The sequence below is a fragment of the Nostoc sp. C96 genome, assembly GCF_059384975.1.
In genome coordinates this window covers 3,636,884-3,657,552 of sequence record NZ_CM182020.1, presented here as the reverse complement: position 1 = coordinate 3,657,552, position 20,669 = coordinate 3,636,884, and the positions used below count along the sequence as shown (strand labels likewise).

The following is a 20,669-nucleotide window of genomic DNA, read 5'->3' as shown; positions in this document are numbered from 1 at the left end:
TTAATTAAAAACAAACTTATGATTATTTCGGAAATTCATAATAAGCTAATATATGACATAAAGTGATATTATGCGAAATGAAATGCTTAACATCCGTTGTGAAACTTTGCCAGACTATCCAGCAATAGCTGAGATAAATATATTAGCCTTTGGACAGGAAAATGAGGCTAAACTTGTAGATAAAATTCGCCATTCAGACTGCTACATTCCGGAACTTTCACTAGTTGCTGAGATTGAGGATGTCGTAGTCGGTCACATTTTATTTAGCTATATTAACTTAGTGAATGAAGAAAACCTACAGGTAATCGGTTTAGCACCTTTGGCAGTTCGTCCAAAGTTTCAAAGACAAGGTATTGGCAGCGCACTAGTACAAGCAGGGTTAAACATAGCAGATGTAAGAGGAGAAGCCATAGTAATTGTATTAGGTCATCCCGACTTCTATACTCGCTTTGGATTTCAGCCTTCTGTTTTTTATAAAATCGAGTCTCCCTTTCCAGTACCAGAGGATGTTTTCATGGTTAAACCACTGCAAAACTATCAGCAAAAGTATATGGGGAAGGTTGTTTATCCACCTGCTTTTGATGAAGTTTAAAGCGATCGCACGCACACTGCCTTATTTTCTAGGCAAAAACGATTTAACTAATGGGATTCCCCCAATTACTACAAAAAGTGAACCCATGCCAGTAAACATAGCAGGTAAAAACCATAAAGCAAACCAAGAGTTTATCTTGGCAGATTCTGGCTCTTGAGGATTGTAAAGAATTTCTACTTTTTGACCTTTAGTATATGCTGGAGGGTTGCTACCACTATTGGCTTCAAATTCTATTGGCTTACCAGAATTTGCAGTAAAGCTTATTACTGGATAATAAGCAGTAGAAAAACGGCCGTTACTGTCTCTAGATGTATGTTTCTTCAAATCAATAACAGTTCCTTGAGTAGAGATAGACTTGCCAAAAAAATTGCGCGTATTCACGCCAATTATGATGCCCATGATTAAAAAAATGCTGCCAACACCAGCGAATATAGATCCAAATGCACGAAAAAAGGTCACATCTTCATTCGTCATATAATTTTTAACAATTAAGTAGATATTTACCCTTGAGTACCAAAATTTTGGTATAGCATACTTTATATTTCTGATTTAGCAAAGGTGATTTGGAAAAGAATATCTAGATTTGGCGATCGCGGCGATTATAAGGTGAGTCAAAATTAATGATCGGGCCTATTGGCATAATCCCATTAGGATTCAATTCTGGTAAACCTACATAATAAAGTTGTTTAATATGACTGATATTACACCATTGTTTGACACCAGGAAATTGATATAACTCTCGGCAATAGTTCCACAAATTAGGATGCTCAACTAATCGCTTGATATTACACTTAAATAAACCATAATATACTAGGTCAAATCGGAATAGAGTAGTAAATAAGCACCAATCTGCTAAGGTAATTTCTTCACCGCAGAGATATGGTTGTTTACCTAAAACTTTTTCCCAATATTCTAGTGCGAGAAATAATTCTTTGAGTGCTTGTTCGTAAGCAGTTTGTGATGTTGCAAAACCAGTACGATATACACCATTATTTATCGGTTGGTAAATAGCATCTATAGTTTTATCAATTAAAGTTTGCAACGATTTGGGATAAAAATCTACCGTCTTCTCAGCGAAGAAATTAAACTCTGTATTTAATATGTAAATAATTTGGCGAGATTCATTATTGATAATAGTTTGTGTATGTTTATCCCACAACACTGGGACGGTAACTCGCCCGGTATAATTTGGGTTTGCTTTGGTGTAAACTTGCCAAAGATAATCCGCTTGGTTGACTTTATCTCGAATACATCCTGGTTTATCAGAAAACTTCCATCCTTGGTCACTAATTACAGGGTCAACAATAGAAAGACCAATAACTTTTTCTAGCCCTTTCAAAGCGCGTAATAAAACAGTGCGATGCGCCCAAGGACAACCTAAAGAAACATATAGATGATATCGGCCTGCTTCTGCCCTAAATCCACTGGCTCCATCTGCTGTAATCTGATGATGAAACTGTGTTGGCATTCGCTGAAACTCACCGTTTTCGTTGCGTTCTGTCCAGACAGTTGTCCATTGACCGTTAACTAATCTACCTAATGCCATATTTTTGCCTATATTAATTAATTTGTTATCTAATCAAAAGCGTTGCTGCCATAATAAACACGCCGTAAGTATAGCTACTATGAACACCACTTGCACCTACAGCCACAAATAACGGTACTAAGTGTCGTCTGTGGGTAAGCTGTTAAGCATTTAATTTGCACATTGAGGCCGCAGGGGAGCAGGGAGCAGGGGAGAGGGTTTGCAGCTTTTATTACCATGAACATGGTGCAACTTAAATGACGATTAGCTTATCTAAAGTGTAAGGAGCGAGTTGGCGATAGTGTAGCAGGCTTTTGACATCATTTTGCGCGATCGCCTGTGCCAACCATTCATCAAATTTTGTTACCCATAGTGGTGGTTTGACATTGTAACTGGCGTTTGGCTGAAGAATGAACTGCGGAAACTGGCGCAGAAAATTTTGTACAGCACCAGATTTTACTGGTATGTCCGATGCGCCATGAGAAATGAATACTGTTGGTAAATAAGTCATAAATTAACTTAATTATTTCTAATTAGTTTAATTCTAGTTAGAAATATTTGGTTTAAATAACCTAAAAAACCAAATGCAAGCGACTGAGTAAAACACACAATAGTTCTAACTCAGACTTTTCTAGCTGCTCAAAGCGTTCTTTGAGGTGAGCAATATGGAGAGGAAATATCACCTCAAACAAGGCTTTTCCTTCATGGGTAAGTTTGACAATCACACTACGGCGGTTGTCTGCGGGTACTTCTCGCAGTACTAAGTTTTTTTTCTCCAAGCGGTCTATCACTCCTGTCAGGGTTCCTTTGGAGATTAAAGTTTTCTCACCAATTTCTCCCATACACATACCAGATGTGTTACTCAGAGTTGCAATAACATCAAATTGTGCTGGTGTGAGGTCAAATTGTCGGATGTGAGCTTCTGAATAGGCGGAAAATGCTTGATAGGCTCGCACTAATTCACGCATAGTGAGAATAAACGGCTCTTGCGCCGCTACTCTAGCTGAATAATCAGACATAGGGATATATAATTTAAATAGACTATTCTAGTTAGAACATTATGATAAAAATTAAGCATCAAGGCGAAGATTTCACCTTATGCTTGATCTAATTAACAAGTATTTTCTTGCTAGTGCATTTCGTCGTATTCTGGTGCTTCAACGCGTCTAGCTTCTTGACGGGAAGGCGGGAGAAACTCAGCCCGACGCACAGGAACCAAAGGTGCTGTAGAACCACCTTGATAAGGATGAATTACCTGCACCGTACGAGTCGGACGATTGCGAGGGCCAAACAAAGCCAAGACACCAGCAACAACAATACCACCACCAACAGTCAGCGTCGCGCCTCCTACAGCCCAAACAATAGGTGATGTCCACCAAGCATTTTGAGATTGCAATGTTTCAGATGCTACAGCTTGTTTTTGCTGTGCTAATTGCAATTGTTGAGCGTTGAAACCATCGATTAGCCTTTGGTTCTGTACCCTTAGCTGTTCGTTATCGTTTTTTAAACGATCCATATCAGCTTTTAACTGATTAAATTCTGCGCGTTGCTCAGGGTTAGGCGCTGCGGGTGGCTGAGTATTGGGATAAGGCTGTCCGTAGGCGGATGGATATTGCACGGGTGGCTGTAGCTGGGGTGCAACTACAGTGGGGATTTGGGGGGTAACAGCGAAGTTAGGTTGTAAGGGATTATTTGTTCCCTTGAGCAAAACAAGAGCCGCCAGCCCCGCCACAGCGACTCCACCGATAAATGCCATACTCTCACTCATCGCCTTTGCCCCTCAACTGCGACGTAATCATTTGTGACTGACACACTCTCACACTCATAATCTTTTACTTACTCAACTTCACCTAAACACTTCAAGTATAAGCGGCAGTATCAGCTAGTTTTTTTACAGCCTGCAATCTGCTGTTAATATTCAAGACCATAAACGTCAAATTGTCTACTAAACTAGGGTAAAAAAACTGCACTGTTATACATTCTTAATCTACTTTTTCTGAGGTGGCAAGAAAGTCATTAGTCATTGGTTAATAATTCTTCCTTACTCTCTATTCCTTAGTTATGAGTGCAGATTTGAGACTTTGGCAAAATTGACCGATCGCCTGAAGCCCTTCTTCTGGTGTGGCTTCTGCCAAACGTTTGACAAAAGCACTACCAACAATTGCCGCATCTGCGCCCCAATCTCTCACCTGACGGGCTTGTTCAACTTGAGAAATGCCAAAACCTACCCCAATGGGTTTATCAGTAACATTACGAATTTGTTGCAACAAATCTGATACTCGTACCTCCATTTGCGATCGCATCCCAGTAACACCAGTGACGCTAACTAAATAGATAAACCCTTGGGAAGCACGGGCGATCGCTTCAATTCTATCGCTAGAACTAGTAGGTGCTACCAATAAAGTTAAATCAATCCCTATCTCACCAGCCGGTTTAAGCAACCCAGCCGCTTCTTCTAAAGGTAAATCAGGTACTACCAACCCTGCGACACCAGCCGCTGCAATTTGCTGGAGAAACTTTTCAATACCGCGGTGCAGAATTGGGTTGTAATAAGTAAACAAACTAATCGGCGCTTGCAAACTGGGGGTAATTCCTTGCAACATTTCTAGAACGCCTTCTAATTTCGTTCCCTTTTGTAAAGCGCGGGTAGCAGCCGCTTGAATGACTGGCCCATCGGCTAAAGGATCAGAATAGGGAACACCCAGTTCAATTATGTCAGCACCACTGCGATCAAGGATTTGCAAGGCAGAGGCGGTGGTAGCTAAATCTGGATCACCAGCAGTAATAAACGGAATCAGAGCGCACTCTTGATTCCGTTTTAAGATTTCAAAGCGATCGGAAATGGCGGTCATTAGTCAAAAATCAAAAGTCAAGGGTCAATAGTCAAAAGAATTCACAAGAACCTAGAAAACGGTTAATTCTTATAGAAGTTGATATCTCTTACTCCTAGAATTGAGAACAGAAAATATTTCTCTGTTCCCTGTTTCCCCTTCGGGGTGAGTCAGTCGCTCATGGGGGTTTTCCCCTTGGCGTTAGCCTCTCCCTTTGGGAGAAGACCGCGCTGACTCACCTGTTCCCTTCTTCCATGACTATTGACTATTGACTCATAAAATGATCACTTTACACCTGAGATTGCTTTTCTTGTTCAATCTCAGTTTGAATTTTCGCTAGTTCTTCCGGCGTAAGTTCATCCAAACGCTTTTGGAAAAACGCTTGTTCATAGTCTTCCCGTTGCTGATGGTAGGTCATATTGTTATTCACAGCGCGGTAAACATAAGTGCTTACCCAACCAATTAAGCCAATTACTACTAGGACAGCCTGGCTCCATATCCCAGCTTGTTGACTATCTACACCAACTAGCTGTAATCCCACATAAGCCAAGCCACCAGCAATAAAAATACCTAAACCAATTACAAGAGCGTCGATGCGTCGCATGAGAGTTATGACCTACCAATCTCGTTAGACTTCTATTTTGCGCGGTTGTGGTCGCAGATTGACAAACGGCGACAGAACCAATAAACCGGGAAAGAAGAAGAAAACCAAAAAGTACATAATAGTACGCTCAATAGAGGTAGCCACATACCACCGCTGCTTGAGGTAAAACAGTACAGCCACAGGAATGACTAATAAATAAGCTCCAGCCAAAATCAGATACAGCAGGGCGACGATCATAGGTTTTTTCTCTTTGTAGACAAGGCCATTCGGTGCATCTGTTTCTCATCATAGGCTGAATGCGTAGCTTGAGGAAAGTCTGATTAATCATACCGTCCAACAATTACGCAGTTTTACCTGGACAAAACTCAGGATAGTGCTACAATAGCAAAGCCAGTATCTAATCAGTGTACTTGTCACACCCAGATGAAGATGCTTGTCGAAAGTGAAAGATTGCCAAAAAAATTCGGCGATCGCTCAAAATAGACAAATTTCTTAAATCTAGTTGCACAAAATACACATTAGTGGTGGAATAGATGAGGAGGTATTTGCTGCCTCCACAACATAAGTGGCTCCTAAGTAAACTTGGGGGTGTGGCGGAATGGCAGACGCTACGGACTTAGAAAACTGAGCCTTGAGGAAGAAATTCTTCAAGTGGAAGCTCTCAAACTCAGGGAAACCTAAATCTGTTTCCAGACAAGGCAATCCTGAGCCAAGCCTAAAATTAAGTACTGAGAAAAAAGTGCTGAGTGCTGAGTAATTTTAAAACTCATACTCTTAAATTTTAACTCAGAGTTTTAGGAAGGTGCAGAGACTCGACGGGAGCTACCCTAACGTCAAGGCGAGGGTAAAGGGAGAGTCCAATTCTCAAAACCGGAAGGTAGTAGTGAAAGCTGCAAGAGAATGAAAATCCGTTGACCTTAAACGGTCGTGAGGGTTCAAGTCCCTCCACCCCCACTGAAAAAATCAAGTTAAATAAAGCCTGCTTAGATATATCTAAGCAGGCTTAACTGTATATATACAATTTGAAAATCAATTGCAGGATGGCGATCGCACTTAATTTAAACGAGCTATAAAATTAACTCCCCTGTCCTACACCCAAAAGCCCTATCTCCAGTTCTGGTATTTCACCTTTTCTTCGTAAAATTTCCGTCTAAACCCTTGATTCGTCATCTCGCTGCTTCAGCCTTGTTTCCGTAATTCTCCTGAAAAATTTAGTTTTTTAAATTGAATCTTGAAGAAGACTTCAGTAAATTCATCAAAACTCATTCAAAAAATTACTTTATCTTTGAAAACTTGATTGCTACTGGTGGCTGACAAAGTTAATCTAATAAATAATAGATTCATACACTTCATTGGTCTTGAGAACTTCCATGACCACTCATAGCTTATTTACGGATTTAGAAGATCCAAATTTTATCAAACCCCATCTTCAGCCATTAAATCTCCAACTTGGGCAAGAAAAAGTATATGGCTTCTTCATGGAAATTGTTAATCAAAAGCCCCCAGAAGAGGTCTTGCGAGAATTTAAAAGACTATTTTTCGATTTTCTCGAATCAGGCAGTTTAAATACTGTACCCATCATTCGTAAACTCCTGTTAGCTAATCATGAGCAGGAATTTCGCAATACTATCAAACGCTGTTGCTATATCATCGTCAATAACTGGGCATCTAAAAGAGAATATGAATATATTCAAGAATTAATTAACTTATTGGTTAATTATGATACATGCTGCAAAAAAAGCAGTTATACCAGTTTACATATTTATAAAAGCTGGCTAGAAAATTTTGTTAAAAGTGACGACTATCAAGAATTAAAACTCTTTGCTAATAGACACGATCATAAGAGCAAAGTTCATTGGGCTAATCGTTATGCAGCTTATTTACTAGTTGCTCAATCTCTTGATGCTAATAACCCCAAAGAGCAACAAGAAGCAGCCCAACAGCTTTCTCAGCAAATGAAAGACAACTTCAAGTTTGAATTAGCAATGTATATTGCTCGTTCTCAGTCTGCTGCTTCCAGTAATAGCCGTTATGTAAATCCTAGCATTTTGGGCGATAACGTTTTGCGTTTAATCAAAATGATTATCGTGAAAAAAGGTGCATTTAGTTATGAAAATCTAGCCCATATATTTATTAAACAAACTCAGGGTCAAACCTTTAAAGGATTTAAAGAAAGCATCCGTAAGTACTTGTTTTTTTCGGTTAAAAACATAGGTTTTGTCAAAACTATAAATCGCCAGCTAACAGAAAATTTATCTAACTGGAAAACAGAGTGTGATGAAGAAATTTTAGATAAAAATTTGTTTCTGAGAAGCTGTAATCGTCTGATTGATTGTCTGACTACAGAAAATGGTCGAGAGCCTTCACATCTATTTACTTTATTGCTATCTCAAGGTCATCCATTAACCTTGGTGATTATATTACTCAAAATTATCTTAATTTGTCAAAATTCCCGCAGTCATTTAGAAATTAGAATTGCCCATTTAATTCGCTATTACGAAAAATTACCACAAGATGAATGTAAATGGGTAATTAATTTTCTGGAAATATTTAATATTACTTTTGCCATCTACGCTGAGAACATTGAATATAACTTGATTAAAGTGCCAAAAAATCGGCAGAATTCCCAAGGAAAATCAAAGATAGAAACTTATCATGTTTTTTCACAATTAAGGGAAAACATCTATAAATAAACCAGTGAAAGTGCTTTTGATTCAGCACTTTGCTGTATTTAGTGGGAAAACATAGCGATCGCCGGGAAAAGCTGATAAGATTCGCTTTTAATGAGAATCGAACATCCCAAGTAGATTAATACTAAAGGAAAGACTTTGCGACCATAGCGAGTCAGCATAGGAGCTAACAGAGGATTACGCGTTAAATTGTAAGAAAGAAAACACCACATTCCCACAGTTAAATAGCAGACACAGAGAATTACGCCTAAGCTGGGGAGATTGCTACTAGCAAACAGTGGTACGTAAATTCCAATGTTATTTCCTCCATTTGCAATGGTGACAGCAGAAACACGATAAGTTTGACGGTCGCGCAGAGTTTTCCAGATAGATTGTTTTTGGCGCTTGGTTGAAGAAGCAGAGAAATCAACAGATACAGCTTGTACTGCTTCTTCCGCTTGTTCTCGCGTTAATAGATGATTAATCCCAATAGCTATAGGTAAAAATCCTAGTAAGCCAATCCAAGCTGTGGGTAAAATTAAACCACCTAAAAAACCAGGAAGACTAGCAAATATTAATACTGTAAACCCTAAAAACTCACCAAGAATAATATTTTGCGGACGAAAATGACGGTTAACTTTACCAAAAAAAGCTGTCAAATATAAATTGTCGTCAAAAGTAGTGGCAAAAGCAGCAGAGATGCCGATAATTATTGTACTAGTTAGCCAATTCATGATTGTTGCGTAAGGTAATGTAACACTCCAAAACCTGGAGAATTGATTGTATTGTTTTAGCTAGGTACCTTAGCCGCGTATGTCATAAATATTAGGGCTAACAACTAAATAGGAGCAAATATTCTTTTTTGTTAAATCGATAAAAAAAGATTATGAACTTGAGGAAATTAACAGATGATATGTCAATTCATCTAAAACCTGGTCTGATACTCAATTACAGCGCGACTATCATCTTCTAAATTAGTAGAAGCCCGTACCCGCAATTCATCATTAATACGGTAATTTATCCCCCATTGAAAGGGATCATTGGCAGTTAAAATTTTAATGCTGGAAATAGAAAACTTTGTGGAAATATCAACACCAGCTTCTGCCGCTAATTCTAATGTAGAACTGCTTCTCCCAGCTTCGGGATTATCAGAAATCACAGTTGGAAATATGCGAAACTCACTTAAACCAAAAGCATTAGCAATTTGGTTAAATGTTGTCTGAAAATTATTAAAGACTGCTGAACCGGCAATATTAATTAAGCCTAATGTACTATCAGCACGCCCTTGAGTATCGACAAATCCCCCGCCTAACAACGCGACAATTTCGGTTTGACTGCGTGAAGGACTGCTGGTGAGTTCGAGATTTTCGTTGAGTTTACTCGCAGGCCCTTGGACTCTCGCTTCAACTCGCACACTTTCTAAAGAACCCAATCCACCTACGCTACTTGTTCTAGAGAACTCGGAAGTTTGGACTGCATCCAGTACCTTAGCAAATAGCTGCACATCTAGGATGGGATCACGCGGTTGATCAGATCTAAATGTCGCTGTATTTTTATAGCCGCGAGCCAAGTTAAATTGGGTGGTAAATAAATTCACTCCACCCTTTTGGAGACGGATTGTACCATCGGGTATAGGAGAAGATAAAGCCCCATTAACTGTCAGATTACCTGTAGCGAGAAAACTGAGAATCGGGGGACGGGTAATTTGGATATTGTTACCTAATGTTAATTGCAGATTATTTAATCTGGCTGTATTGGGATTATTTCTCGCCTCAGTTTTATCTTGCTTGTTAGCTTTGACAGCATCGCTAGTTGTAGATTGATTAGTATTGGTTGATTCTGCTAATAAAACCTGACCATCATACAGACGAATTTGACCACCAATCAGTGGATTTAAGGCTGAACCAATAATTTGTAAATTTCCACTAGCGCCGCCTTTATACAATCCTTTGAGATTTAAATTTAATTGCTCAAGATTAACCGTGAGGGGATTATTTGACGCTTCCCCATTATTAAATACAGGAAGTTCACCAGCAGCCACTACTTGACCTCGACTAAATCTGCCTTGCAGACTTTCTACTACAATGCGGTCAAAATTGAAATTAATCTTACCTGTCACCCGTCTGATTTTACCGGGTAAAGCTTGGGCTGCAAAAGTTGCATCTTTGACAGAGGCAATTCCTGTTAACTCTGGACGCTGTCTAGTTCCACTTACTCTTAGGTCAATTTCCCCTTCACCTTTCTCAAAGGCTATCTGATCAGTCAGTAAATTTAACAGGGCTAATCCTTCATTTCTAACTTTCACATCTAAACTAATTTCATTGCTGGCGGGTGCAGTAGTGGCGAAGGGCAACTGATAGGGTATGCTGCCAGTAATGTTAACTGGTTCTGGGCCAGCCACGGAAACATTACTACCAAAGTTCAAACGGCCATTGATATAGCTAAAGCTGGCGGTAGCTGATTCTACAGGCTTTTGATTGAGGGTTCCGTTGGTAATTTCTAATTCGCCTTGGGCTTGGGGATTGGTGATACCGCCTGCTAAAGCTGCTGAGGCGTTGAGATTACCTGTGATATCCACTGGGAGTTTGACAAAGTTATTAATTAAAGCGATGGGAAAATTAGTAACGCGCAACTGGCCTGATTGGTCTTTACCGCCGATGTTTCCGGTAAAAGCTAAGAGACCATTGTCTAACTCAACACGTAGCGGACGGAACTGCAACACACCATTTTCAAAGCTACCTTGGGCAATAATCTGTTTAGCATTGTAGAATCGCTCGCTTTCACCTTTTTTCCCCCAGGTAAAGTTCTGCCCGTTAATATTAAATTGCACCGATAGTCCGTTGGCTGTGGCGGTATCTAAAGCTACTTCCCCGTTGAATGTTCCTTGTAAGTCTGCTAGTTCTGGTAAGTAATTAGAGTCACGCCGTTGTTGTTGCTGTTGGGCTAATTCTGCGTCAATTTCGTACAAGCGTCGCAGTTGATCGAATAAAGGTTGATTGGGTAAACCCCGTGCGTAGGTAGTTAAATCGGCGGCTGTACCATAAGCTGGTTCTGATATGCCTCGTTGAAAGTCTTGGATTTCAAATATCTGGGCTGCGGCTAAGACATCTTGGATTTTACCTTGGCTAACGTTGAGTTTGCCTTGGAGTTGTGGCCCTCTCGGAGTTTGACCGAAACTCCCTGCAAAGGCGTAAATGCTGCTACCTTTGACAAATTTACTACTGGTAAGAGTGGCTTTGCCATTGGCATAGTTGAATTGCGCGGTTAACTGGTCGCCTTGGATACGTCCGATTTTCGGTTGGGCGATCGCTAAATTACCATTGGCTAAGAATGTTTGGGGATTTACTTGCAAATCTCCACTAATTAGCCCCGCTACCTTCCCAGTTCCTAAACGCAGGGCTGGCGGTACAGAAACATTCAAAATTTGTAGGGGGAAGTTCTGCACATTCAAGGCGATATTATTGCCTTGAAATTGACCTTTAGCTACAGCATCTTGCCACTGCACTAAAAAGGATTGGGGGCGATTATTGCCATCTAAATTTAGGGCAATGCGATCGCGGTTGCCAATCAAATCTAAGTTCAGGCCGCGCCCTTGGGCTGAATCAATACTACCCGTTAACAATGGCTCAAAAGCAATGTTCTGGACAACCAAGTCACGTAAGGCAATTTTGCCGTTGACGTTGGGTAATGGTAACTTCCCTGTAACTCTACCGTTAAAATCTACCTTGCCTTTCACAGCTACCTGATTCGGCAAATTAATCGGTAACTGTTGCAAATTATAGTCTTGGGCTTGGACATTCAAATTTAAAGCCGTAATTTCTGGTATCCCGGCTTTGTTGGCGTTGGCGGTGATGTCACCAGTCACATTTAAACCAGGGGCGGTGAGTTGATTAATCGCTAGTTTCTCACCATTCCAAGCGATCGCTGCTGTTAATGGCCGTTCTAAACCCGGCAAGCCTTGGGATAACTGCACGTTACCAGAGGCATTCACATTCGCTAATGTGGCAGAACCCAACGCCCCAGCTACTTGTAATCTGCCCCCCAATTGACCCCGCAACTGCTGATTTAATTTTGTTAACTGCACACCAGCGGCATCGACTAAGGCTTGATAACGACCGTTATTTACTTGAATATTGGTGGCGGTAATTGTCCCCCCAGCAATATTCAACTTTCCTTGACCACTAGCTTGAATAGTTTGTGGTTGGAAGGATGCAACAGAACCAGCAACATTTAATTGACCTGTTAATGCACCTTGAAATTGTGGCGGGACTGCGACCAACTTTTGCAACGGTACATTACTCGCTTGAATTTGCGTTTGATAACGACCGTTATTTACTTGGATATTTGCGGCGGTGATTGTCCCTCCGGCAATAGTCAACTTTCCTTGACCACTAGCTTGGATGGTTTGCGGTTGGAAGGATGTCACTGAACCAGCAACATTTAATTGACCTGTTAAATCTCCTTGAAATTGGGGCGGGACTTTGGTCAAACGTTGGACTGGCACGTTATTAGCCTGAATTTGCGCTTGATAACGACCGTTATTGACTTTGATATTTGTGGCGGTAATTGTCCCACCTGCAACAGTTAACTTGGCTTGACCATTAGCTTGAATACTTTGCGGTTTGAAGGATTCCACCGAACCCGCTACATTAAACTGACCAGCTAATCTACCGCGAAGTTGTTGTGTATTAGGCGTGAGTTGCTGTACAGCCAGATTATTGGCGACCAACTGAGCTTGATAGATTCCCTTCGCCAGTTGAATGTTTGTGGCTGTAACTATACCATCTGCAACACTGAGATTAGCTGTGCCAGTACCCCGAATAGTTTTCAGGCTGAGGTTATCTCGATTGCCGGCGATTTGGAATGTTCCTGCCAAGCGCCCTTGCAAAGCCGAGGGAGCTTGTTTGAGAATACGTCCTAGCCGCACATTATTGGCGACTAATTGCGCCGCAAAGTTTTGGTTTTGGAGTTGGACATTGGAAATGGCGATCGCCCCACCCGCAATCTGCACTGCTGCGCCTTGAGTGCGAATCGAGGCGATTTGAAATGGCCCACTAGTACCAGCCAAAATCAACCGCCCGTTAAATTCTGCCCCATCTAAGGAAATATTTTGCAGTTGATTTTTGTTAACAAAAGGTTCTAACTGTACGCCATCACCTGTAACGTCTGCTTGCCAACGTTCATTCGCATATCTACCTACTGCCCGCACTACGCCACGACCAACTCTCAGGGCGACATTTTGGAAATAGACGGTGCGATCGCTGGTGATAATAGTTTCACCCCTACCGGGGTATGTGGCTTGGGGTACTTGCCACTGTACGGTGGTTTTGACATTGGAGGGAGCGCCAGTGACTTGGGCTGTGGCGGCGACTCTGCCGATTTGGAAAGTTGGGCTGGAGTTGTAGATTTTAGCGATCGCATCTCCACCAATATTCTTAGCAGCAAAATTCAAATTCAGTCTTGGAGTTTTGCCAACAGCGATTTGGCCACCTCCTGTGATTTCACCTCCCACAGTGGTTGCACCTTGAATATCTCTCAAAGTTAATAAGGCTGCATTCGGTGAAAATTCAAACTTACTCGTAATACTTTTAAAATTAACTTTATCAATCCGGGCAGTGTTAATTGTGGCCACAGCACCCGAAAGAATTGGGTTGGTGGCTTTACCTGTGATTTGTAAATCTGCTTTGAGTTGCCCAGCTACAGGTACAGGTAGTTTCAGCTTGAGTGTTGTTTGGGCATTGGCAACACTCACTGTTTTGATCCGCCCTGTGAGTTGATAGCCGGCTTTACTATCAATAATGCCGTTAGCAACTAAGGGAATTTTGCCGTAGTTAGTATTGAGATTATCAAGCCGTATTTCTGTACCTTTAAAGTAAATGTCTCCTTCTGTATTGCTTAACAGTTGAGGTACGCGGGGAATTTGCAGTGTGACTTTTTGTAAATCTGCACTGCCATATAACAAAGGAGTTTGCTCTGGTGCTAGTTTAATTTGCAAGTCTCCATTGACTCTGCCTGCTTGTAAGTTCAGCGGTAACTTCACCAAATTAGTCACAGTAGCGGCGAGTAAATCTTTTCCTTGCAACTGAAGATCAGCAACTAAAGTTTTCGTCCGCGCCTGTCCTTGAATTGCTACATTCCCACCCGTTTCTGCCTGTCCCGCCACATCAAACTTCACCAGTTGGTTATTTTCCACCAGTTGGGCAGAACCGTTAAGTTGGGCAAATGTTACAGGTGATGTGACTCTGCCAACACTTTTATGAGCTAGTAATATTACCTTGCCATTGCGTAGCCGCAGATTATCTAAATCAGTTTTAATTAATCCGCTTTTACCTGGTGGCGCAATGGTAGTGCTAACCCAACGTCCTTGCTCGTCTTGTTCAATGTAGACATCGGCATTAACTAAGGTGACATCAAGCTTGAGTTGACGATTAAAAACTAATTGCCACGGATTAAAACCTACTTCTACAGTCTCTACGGCTGCTTTATCTGGGTCTGTAGGCGTTGCCGGAATTTCCGAAGCCCCAAACTGCACACCTGTCAGGGAAAAATTGGTCACTTTTCCCAATTTCACCGGACGGTTAATGGTATTGGTAAGGCTTTGTTCTGCTAACGGCGCTAACTCTTTTTGGACAAAACTTTGTAACCGCCAAATGCCCAAAATAATTCCTACTAACAAGATTCCTAACAAGGGAATGCAACCACGACTTAAAATCAACAACCACATACGCACACGGGTGCGGGATTTGGATTGACGTTCTTGATGGCGAGAGTTAGTCATCTGGTTTCACTCTATACTTGCTGAACCTAGGGGGAACGTTACTGGCACTAACAGCATATTTTGTTCACTATGCCAAATCCCAGGAGCCAAACCAATTTTAGACCTGGAAATTTGCATGACCTTGGTCAACTCATGTTGTTCAGGGGAGTTGGGGGAATATTCAATTAAATTTTGTGCTATCTGGAAACTTTGATGAATAAATCAAGTTCAAGTGTGCGGGAATCTACATATAAAGGGAGTTGCAAAATGCCAGCCAATCAAAATTATCTGACCCACAACTAATGATTCTATCTCAAAGCCTAATGTTTATAGGTAATATATAATTCATTGATTTAAGCAATTTTACGGTAGTAAACTTAATTTTTTTACAGATAAACGGAAAAATCTCAAATAATGCCTGATACTATTTATACTATATTTTTAGCGATTCATAAAGATGAAGTAAAGACTTGCAAAGTAATATCTAATAGAGTCAGCCAAGTATATATAGGGAACACCTGCGGTATCACAAGAAAGGTGACGCTGCTAAGGTCACTAACACTAACGCCAACAAACCTTAACTCATCTACAATCTGATACCTTCATAAAATACCTTCTGATTCCGCAAATTTTCGCAAGCGTGGCAGACATTGACGCTGATAAAAGCTACTCAAAGTAGGAATAGGTAATTTAAATTCCTCTGATAGTTCTTTCCAGCTAACTTCTGGCGGTAAGCGTTTGAGAATCAAGACCTGACAAGTCACATCTGGGCGACCTTTAATGTGAATACTGCATAATTCTCCATCTGCATCAGTCTTAGCCCATGTTTCCACATTTTCGAGAATTGGCGGGACTTGGGGTGTCGCCTGGAGGTTGTCGGTAAAATCAATAGTTTCTGTATTTCCACTTGACCAAGACTGGCGTACTTGTAGAGGAACCGTTAAGGCTTGTTCTCGATGATGGTTGAGGTAAAAGTCTTGGAGTCTGCGTTTGAGATAAGCATTTAACCAAGTGACCACAGTACCATAAGTAGGGTCATAGGTCTGACCAGTTAAACCATCACAAATATTTCGACAGAAATACAACCAAGTTTGTTGCAAGGCATCTTGATAATAGATAGTACTTTCCCGCCAAAGTCTGTCTGAAGTTAAACGGATGATTTGGGTCAGCAGCTTCTGACGCTGCGGATTTCCTGGAGGATAGCCGCAGGCTTGAGTAACTAAGTTGCGTAACTCTTCATCGAGTTCCATGATGGCAATTTTGACGAAAAAATAGCAAGAATATTTTAAGTATTGCTTACAATGACACCCCAAATATTAACCCTATGTTATGGATAGACAATCTTCTTGACTAGAAGATTCCCGATTTATTTAGCACTTCAAATCAATTTTGTGAGCAGGACTGCTTAAAAAAGTAATCATTTCGTCACACCAAGCTAACCAGGCGTTCTCCGACTGAATTCCACATCTGAGGGTGACATATTTAAATTTCCAATCATCTGGTAACTCTTGGGGTTGGAGAAAGAACTTTTGCTCAATTTCTTGATAAATAACTAGTCTTTGCTGATGTTCACGCCGATGGGTTTCTAGCTTTGTCAGGATAGTTTCACGCTTCACTAAATAACCAGCATATAGCTTGACAAGTAAATCATTTTTAAATGATGTTGCTGTTTCAGCTTCCGCAATCCAATCACATAATTCCTGTTTGCCTAAGTCTGTGACTGAGTAAATTTTTTTATCTGGGCGGTTTTCTTGTAAAACTTTTTCCGCTTGCAGCCAGCCTTTTTCTTCGAGGCGACTTAATTCGCGATAAATCTGCTGAAAGCTGGCTTCCCAAAAAAATCCTACTGAACCTTCTACAGATTGATCAAACCTTTTAGCCAAGTCATAGCCGCTACACGGGCTATCTATCAATACTGACAAAATTGCATGGGCTAAAGCCATAGTTTTTTATTGACATATTCACATAGTTGAATATATCATGCTAATTATATTCAACTATGTGAATAATCTGTTAGTTGAATAAACAAGTTTATAAGGAGAATCTAATCATGACAAAAGTGATGTCAGGACGCTTCACGGCTGAAATAGACACACCATTTGTGGTTTTCTTGATTGGGATGCGTGTTAACCAATTTTGGTCTTTTTCCAAGTGGCTACCTGTGGCTCAAGCAATGGCTCCGATGCTGAAAACCTTACGTGAGCATCCCGAAAAAGGCTTTTTGGGTGGAGAACATTTCTTTAATTTGTCTCCAATATCGACGTTGATGCTGTCATACTGGCGATCGCTAGAAGATTTAGAACACTTTGCTCGTAATCCTTCTGATCTGCATTTACCTGCTTGGCAACGTTTTAACAAAGCTGTTGGCAATGATGGCACTGTCGGGATTTGGCACGAAACTTACATCATCGAACCCGGACATCACAAAGCAATTTATGGCAATATGCCAGCTTTTGGTTTAGCCGCAGCAACCAAACTCGTTCCCATCACCAAGCGGACTGATACAGCTAGAGCAAGAGTGCAAAGAGTCATCAATTAATTCCCGTGAAATATCCTGAAAAAGTTCTGAAAGCACAAAACTCTACTTTAATTTGCACAATGATGGCGAGAGATGGAAGCCAAAAAAATATTTTTGGTAACTCTGTCACAATCCAACATGGAATCTAGGAGCATAAATCTATGACTTCCTTTCGCCCAGAAGATGTGCAGCAGATTCTTCAGCGAGCAATGGCTGATAAACAACAAGAAGATTTTTCCGAACAGCAGTTACAAGAAATGGCCGCAGAACTGGGTATTTCATTTGTCAGCTTACAAACCGCACAACAACAATGGCAACAGGAGAAAGAAATTATGAAACGGCGGCAAGCATCTAACTCTCACCGCCTACAAAAAATCAAGCCACATTTGATTAGCTTTCTTGTGGTTAATCTCTTTTTAATTGTGTTGAATTTGGTAGTTAGTCCTGGTTACTTCTGGGCAATTTACCCTCTACTAGGTTGGGGGTTGGGTCTTGCTCTCCATGCTGCCAGTGTTTACCTACAACAATAGGACTTACCGAACAAGGCAAAAGTAAAAAGTTAAAAGGCAAAAGAAAGAAAAAGAAAAATGGTTTGTTCGCGCGGCTTCTCTTCAGAGAAGCCCCTAAATTTATTTATGGGGATTATCTTTTTACTTTTTACTTTTTAAGCAGTGCAACGATTAATTAATAATTTTAGTCAGGGGTTTAGGGGTGTGAGGGTGTAGTGTTCAAAACCTTACACCCTGATAACTAGCCTTGCTTAACTACATTCCCAGCCAGGACATGAAATTTTCCCACCAAGAATAATTCAAATCACCCAGACTCAACTTCATTTTTTGGCGAATGTCTTGGATCTTCCAATTAGTGAGTTTTGCCAAAGTTTGGGCTTCTTGTTCAAACCGCTTGGGTAAAGACCGCTTGTATTCTCTACCAGCTTGACATTTGAGGTCGCCTGTAAAGGGATGCTGTAGAATGTATCTGCCTTGAAAAGATTCTTGGTTAGAGGTGGCTTGAAATATTGGGTCTTCTGGGAATTTGTCACGGGTGTAGCGAATATGCAATCGGGTAATAAATACGTTGCTACTAGAAAACGACGGACGACGGAAATTTGAGGGTACTGGCACATCGTCGCTGGAATTGTTATCTAGCCAAAATACACCTGCTTGCTTAAGTTCTTCTTGGTTCAACGGTTCGGCTGAACAAGGGTCACAACTACTCATATCCCAAGCGTATTCTAAGAAAGCTACCTTTCTGTCTTCTTTGAGATATGCAGTTTGAAACATGGACTTGTAGAAATCACTAAATTCATTTTTAACAAACACAGGAATATTGGCATCAGAGGGAACTTTCACGGTGCGGTAGTTAGTGATTTCTGCTTGCCCTTTGGGCGAGAGGACATAGACAATCAAATCCTGGGCTGCGTTGGCATTAATCATACCTAAACGAATGGGCAGCATGAACTTGGGTGATTGGTAGGAAATTTGTAGGGGACGCAGGAACTGATAGCCAGATTGCTCAAATTTATCGAGGTTGACTTTCGCCACAAAGAATTTCATCCCAGAGCGAATGTATGGTTTAAGTAGCTGTTTCGCGCCTCTGGGAATTTTGTAACCGTTACGATTGAGCCAAGTTTCTAGTCCGCCCGATTCTTTAGCACTCAAAATCACAATGTCGTATTCACCAACATTGAAACGTGCTTCGACGGTTACGCCTAAATCACTCGCACTACCTCTGGCGGCTCCTGCTGCTCTGGCTGCTGGTGAGGGTACGGCTTCGTTAAGTACTCGGTCATATTCAGTGCAAGGATCAGAGTCGAAGTATTCTACTAAGCGTGGTGCGCTAAAAGCATCTAAACGCTCGACAATTTTGGGTGGAGCAATCCGGACTTGCTCTTTTTTTAAGACGGTTGGCACAGGTACAACCATTGCAAAATCTTTGACTGCACCTTGAAAGTCATTAGCCATAGTTAAAACAGTGCGATCGCCATCCCGCGCTAACACTACCTGAGATGCTTGGTTATATAATTTACTATCGGCTTTGGCGACATAAAAGCCACAAAATGCCCAGGCTGTCGGGGCAAAACACAGCACAGCTAACACTGTGATTAATGATGAAATTATCAGTCTAAATCGCTTCATTTTATACCTCTTTTTAAAATGCTGAGTTTTGAGTTTTATCTTCTTCCGTGACTTCTAGCCAAGAGAATCTGGGAGATGACCACAGCCAATCTAAAAGGATGGTCAACGGTGCAAGGGCAAACAATGACCAAAATACGGCGGTGGAGATGAAGAAATTATTTCGCAGAATAAAAGTTAAGCTGGCGATGCAGATAGCCCAAATCACACGCCCAATTTTGGCGTTGGGAATTGAGCGTGGATCTGTCACCATAAATAAAGCAAACAGCAGTAAAGACCCACTCATTAACCGATGCCAATATACATCCCAAGTCCAACCTAGATAGAAGTTGCGGATGGCTTCTAGCAGCGAGTAGGAACCTAAAAAAGCTACTGTGGTATCCCAACGACCAATGCGTTGCAGAATCAATCCACCAGTTCCGGCAAATAATATGCCATACCACCACTCTTCACCCCATTGTCCTGGTGATACCCAAGCATCGGAAGTAAGAGTCAAGACGGTGATGATGCCAAAATTGGCAGGATTGAAGAAATGTTTATCGCCAACTTTCAAGAAAAATTTACTGGCGATCGCACTAACTGCTGCTAACAGCATTGTTGTCCAATGGTCAGCCCGCAAGAGCAAACTCAGTCCTAGCGAAGTAATCAAAGCACTACGCAGATTTATTTGTTTTTCCTCTTGACCATTGACCAATGACAATATCCACTGCGTTGATAAACAAGATGCGATCGCCACAGCAATCATCTCTGGTCGCAGTGTCCAGTCTCTTGTGCCAATTCCCAAGGCCAGAAATGAACCCAGAAATAGAATTTGATAGTCCCGTATATCTTTCAGCAACATTACCCCTATATTCAGGGATTACCCGGAGATTTTTCCCCAATCTAGTCGAGTAAAAGCTCAAATACCATTGCTGTTACAGATTTTGTTACAAACAAGCAGCTGTTGAGGCTGGGTGTATGGGTTTTTGCGCCCCCATACCTTACACTTTTCCCAAACCCTTGATTGTTTGTAAGCTATAGCCATAGCCAGAAAGATTA

The 20,669-nt window shown here is 41.1% G+C and carries 18 protein-coding genes; 4 read left to right on the top strand and 14 right to left on the bottom strand.

From position 1 onward, the window contains the following. Positions 1 to 70: 70 nt before the first annotated feature. Entirely contained in the window at positions 71 to 592 is a 522-nt protein-coding gene (locus AC504W_RS15630; protein WP_494879335.1) for a GNAT family N-acetyltransferase, read from the top strand. Between the two features lie 21 nt (positions 593 to 613). Here the strand turns inward: AC504W_RS15630 and AC504W_RS15625 are convergent, their stop codons facing one another. The 8 genes from AC504W_RS15625 to ndhL all read right to left on the bottom strand — a co-directional run bounded on the left by AC504W_RS15625 (position 614) and on the right by ndhL (position 5,789). Then, on the bottom strand, positions 614 to 1,066 hold the full coding sequence (locus tag AC504W_RS15625) for a DUF3592 domain-containing protein (RefSeq protein WP_494873214.1): 453 nt from the start codon (positions 1,064 to 1,066) through the stop codon (positions 614 to 616). 103 nt (positions 1,067 to 1,169) lie between these two features. After that, positions 1,170 to 2,138 (bottom strand): glutathione S-transferase family protein, encoded by a 969-nt coding sequence (locus AC504W_RS15620; protein ID WP_494873213.1) that lies wholly within the window; start codon positions 2,136 to 2,138, stop codon positions 1,170 to 1,172. Positions 2,139 to 2,370: 232 nt separating this feature from the next. Further along, entirely contained in the window at positions 2,371 to 2,628 is a 258-nt protein-coding gene (locus tag AC504W_RS15615) for a hypothetical protein (protein WP_494873212.1), read from the bottom strand. Positions 2,629 to 2,689: 61 nt separating this feature from the next. Continuing rightward, positions 2,690 to 3,136 (bottom strand): MarR family winged helix-turn-helix transcriptional regulator, encoded by a 447-nt coding sequence (locus AC504W_RS15610; RefSeq protein ID WP_494873211.1) that lies wholly within the window; start codon positions 3,134 to 3,136, stop codon positions 2,690 to 2,692. A gap of 110 nt (positions 3,137 to 3,246) precedes the next feature. After that, positions 3,247 to 3,885, bottom strand: a complete 639-nt coding sequence (locus tag AC504W_RS15605) for a heterocyst differentiation related protein (protein ID WP_494873210.1) — start codon at positions 3,883 to 3,885, stop codon at positions 3,247 to 3,249. Between the two features lie 280 nt (positions 3,886 to 4,165). Beyond that, a complete protein-coding gene (gene trpA, locus AC504W_RS15600) occupies positions 4,166 to 4,969 on the bottom strand; it encodes a tryptophan synthase subunit alpha (RefSeq protein WP_494873209.1) in 804 nt (267 codons plus the stop codon). Positions 4,970 to 5,237: 268 nt separating this feature from the next. Next, positions 5,238 to 5,552: a DUF3007 family protein gene (locus tag AC504W_RS15595; protein ID WP_494873208.1), complete on the bottom strand. Its 315-nt coding sequence runs from the start codon at positions 5,550 to 5,552 to the stop codon at positions 5,238 to 5,240. Between the two features lie 24 nt (positions 5,553 to 5,576). Further along, positions 5,577 to 5,789, bottom strand: coding sequence for an NAD(P)H-quinone oxidoreductase subunit L (gene ndhL, locus AC504W_RS15590; protein ID WP_096577784.1), 213 nt, complete (start codon positions 5,787 to 5,789; stop codon positions 5,577 to 5,579). Positions 5,790 to 6,922: 1,133 nt separating this feature from the next. On the opposite strand from ndhL, the gene AC504W_RS15585 reads away from it, so the two are divergent. Then, a complete protein-coding gene (locus tag AC504W_RS15585) occupies positions 6,923 to 8,245 on the top strand; it encodes a Sll1247 family protein (RefSeq protein WP_494873207.1) in 1,323 nt (440 codons plus the stop codon). A gap of 38 nt (positions 8,246 to 8,283) precedes the next feature. Here AC504W_RS15585 and AC504W_RS15580 read toward each other — a convergent pair whose 3' ends face one another. From AC504W_RS15580 to AC504W_RS15565, 4 genes are all read right to left on the bottom strand, one after another. Beyond that, on the bottom strand, positions 8,284 to 8,955 hold the full coding sequence (locus AC504W_RS15580; protein WP_494873206.1) for a cadmium resistance transporter: 672 nt from the start codon (positions 8,953 to 8,955) through the stop codon (positions 8,284 to 8,286). A gap of 191 nt (positions 8,956 to 9,146) precedes the next feature. Continuing rightward, positions 9,147 to 14,999, bottom strand: a complete 5,853-nt coding sequence (locus tag AC504W_RS15575; protein ID WP_494873205.1) for a translocation/assembly module TamB domain-containing protein — start codon at positions 14,997 to 14,999, stop codon at positions 9,147 to 9,149. Between the two features lie 581 nt (positions 15,000 to 15,580). After that, entirely contained in the window at positions 15,581 to 16,231 is a 651-nt protein-coding gene (locus AC504W_RS15570) for a sigma-70 family RNA polymerase sigma factor (protein WP_494878660.1), read from the bottom strand. Positions 16,232 to 16,348: 117 nt separating this feature from the next. Beyond that, positions 16,349 to 16,921: a PadR family transcriptional regulator gene (locus AC504W_RS15565; protein WP_494873204.1), complete on the bottom strand. Its 573-nt coding sequence runs from the start codon at positions 16,919 to 16,921 to the stop codon at positions 16,349 to 16,351. Positions 16,922 to 17,028: 107 nt separating this feature from the next. Between AC504W_RS15565 and AC504W_RS15560 the strand changes: the two genes are divergently transcribed. Together AC504W_RS15560 and AC504W_RS15555 are read left to right on the top strand one after the other, a co-directional pair. Continuing rightward, positions 17,029 to 17,517 carry a DUF4188 domain-containing protein gene (locus AC504W_RS15560; RefSeq protein WP_494873203.1) on the top strand — a complete coding sequence of 163 codons (489 nt, stop codon included), beginning with the start codon at positions 17,029 to 17,031 and terminating at the stop codon, positions 17,515 to 17,517. Between the two features lie 140 nt (positions 17,518 to 17,657). Further along, complete coding sequence (locus AC504W_RS15555; protein ID WP_096577772.1) at positions 17,658 to 18,026, top strand: 2TM domain-containing protein; 369 nt, start codon at positions 17,658 to 17,660, stop codon at positions 18,024 to 18,026. Between the two features lie 234 nt (positions 18,027 to 18,260). Here AC504W_RS15555 and AC504W_RS15550 read toward each other — a convergent pair whose 3' ends face one another. Next, a complete protein-coding gene (locus AC504W_RS15550; protein WP_494873202.1) occupies positions 18,261 to 19,634 on the bottom strand; it encodes a DUF2330 domain-containing protein in 1,374 nt (457 codons plus the stop codon). A 13-nt stretch (positions 19,635 to 19,647) separates the two neighbouring features. Continuing rightward, positions 19,648 to 20,472 carry an RnfABCDGE type electron transport complex subunit D gene (locus AC504W_RS15545; protein WP_494873201.1) on the bottom strand — a complete coding sequence of 275 codons (825 nt, stop codon included), beginning with the start codon at positions 20,470 to 20,472 and terminating at the stop codon, positions 19,648 to 19,650. Positions 20,473 to 20,669: the final 197 nt, after the last annotated feature.

What these genes read in the sequence shown, in the direction of transcription:
- AC504W_RS15630 (WP_494879335.1), top strand. Translation starts at nt 71, where the DNA reads ATGCGAAATGAAATGCTTAACATCCGTTGTGAAACTTTGCCAGACTAT.
- AC504W_RS15625 (WP_494873214.1), bottom strand. Translation starts at nt 1,066, where the DNA reads ATGACGAATGAAGATGTGACCTTTTTTCGTGCATTTGGATCTATATTC.
- AC504W_RS15620 (WP_494873213.1), bottom strand. Translation starts at nt 2,138, where the DNA reads ATGGCATTAGGTAGATTAGTTAACGGTCAATGGACAACTGTCTGGACA.
- AC504W_RS15615 (WP_494873212.1), bottom strand. Translation starts at nt 2,628, where the DNA reads ATGACTTATTTACCAACAGTATTCATTTCTCATGGCGCATCGGACATA.
- AC504W_RS15610 (WP_494873211.1), bottom strand. Translation starts at nt 3,136, where the DNA reads ATGTCTGATTATTCAGCTAGAGTAGCGGCGCAAGAGCCGTTTATTCTC.
- AC504W_RS15605 (WP_494873210.1), bottom strand. Translation starts at nt 3,885, where the DNA reads ATGAGTGAGAGTATGGCATTTATCGGTGGAGTCGCTGTGGCGGGGCTG.
- trpA (WP_494873209.1), bottom strand. Translation starts at nt 4,969, where the DNA reads ATGACCGCCATTTCCGATCGCTTTGAAATCTTAAAACGGAATCAAGAG.
- AC504W_RS15595 (WP_494873208.1), bottom strand. Translation starts at nt 5,552, where the DNA reads ATGCGACGCATCGACGCTCTTGTAATTGGTTTAGGTATTTTTATTGCT.
- ndhL (WP_096577784.1), bottom strand. Translation starts at nt 5,789, where the DNA reads ATGATCGTCGCCCTGCTGTATCTGATTTTGGCTGGAGCTTATTTATTA.
- AC504W_RS15585 (WP_494873207.1), top strand. Translation starts at nt 6,923, where the DNA reads ATGACCACTCATAGCTTATTTACGGATTTAGAAGATCCAAATTTTATC.
- AC504W_RS15580 (WP_494873206.1), bottom strand. Translation starts at nt 8,955, where the DNA reads ATGAATTGGCTAACTAGTACAATAATTATCGGCATCTCTGCTGCTTTT.
- AC504W_RS15575 (WP_494873205.1), bottom strand. Translation starts at nt 14,999, where the DNA reads ATGACTAACTCTCGCCATCAAGAACGTCAATCCAAATCCCGCACCCGT.
- AC504W_RS15565 (WP_494873204.1), bottom strand. Translation starts at nt 16,921, where the DNA reads ATGGCTTTAGCCCATGCAATTTTGTCAGTATTGATAGATAGCCCGTGT.
- AC504W_RS15560 (WP_494873203.1), top strand. Translation starts at nt 17,029, where the DNA reads ATGACAAAAGTGATGTCAGGACGCTTCACGGCTGAAATAGACACACCA.
- AC504W_RS15555 (WP_096577772.1), top strand. Translation starts at nt 17,658, where the DNA reads ATGACTTCCTTTCGCCCAGAAGATGTGCAGCAGATTCTTCAGCGAGCA.
- AC504W_RS15550 (WP_494873202.1), bottom strand. Translation starts at nt 19,634, where the DNA reads ATGAAGCGATTTAGACTGATAATTTCATCATTAATCACAGTGTTAGCT.
- AC504W_RS15545 (WP_494873201.1), bottom strand. Translation starts at nt 20,472, where the DNA reads ATGTTGCTGAAAGATATACGGGACTATCAAATTCTATTTCTGGGTTCA.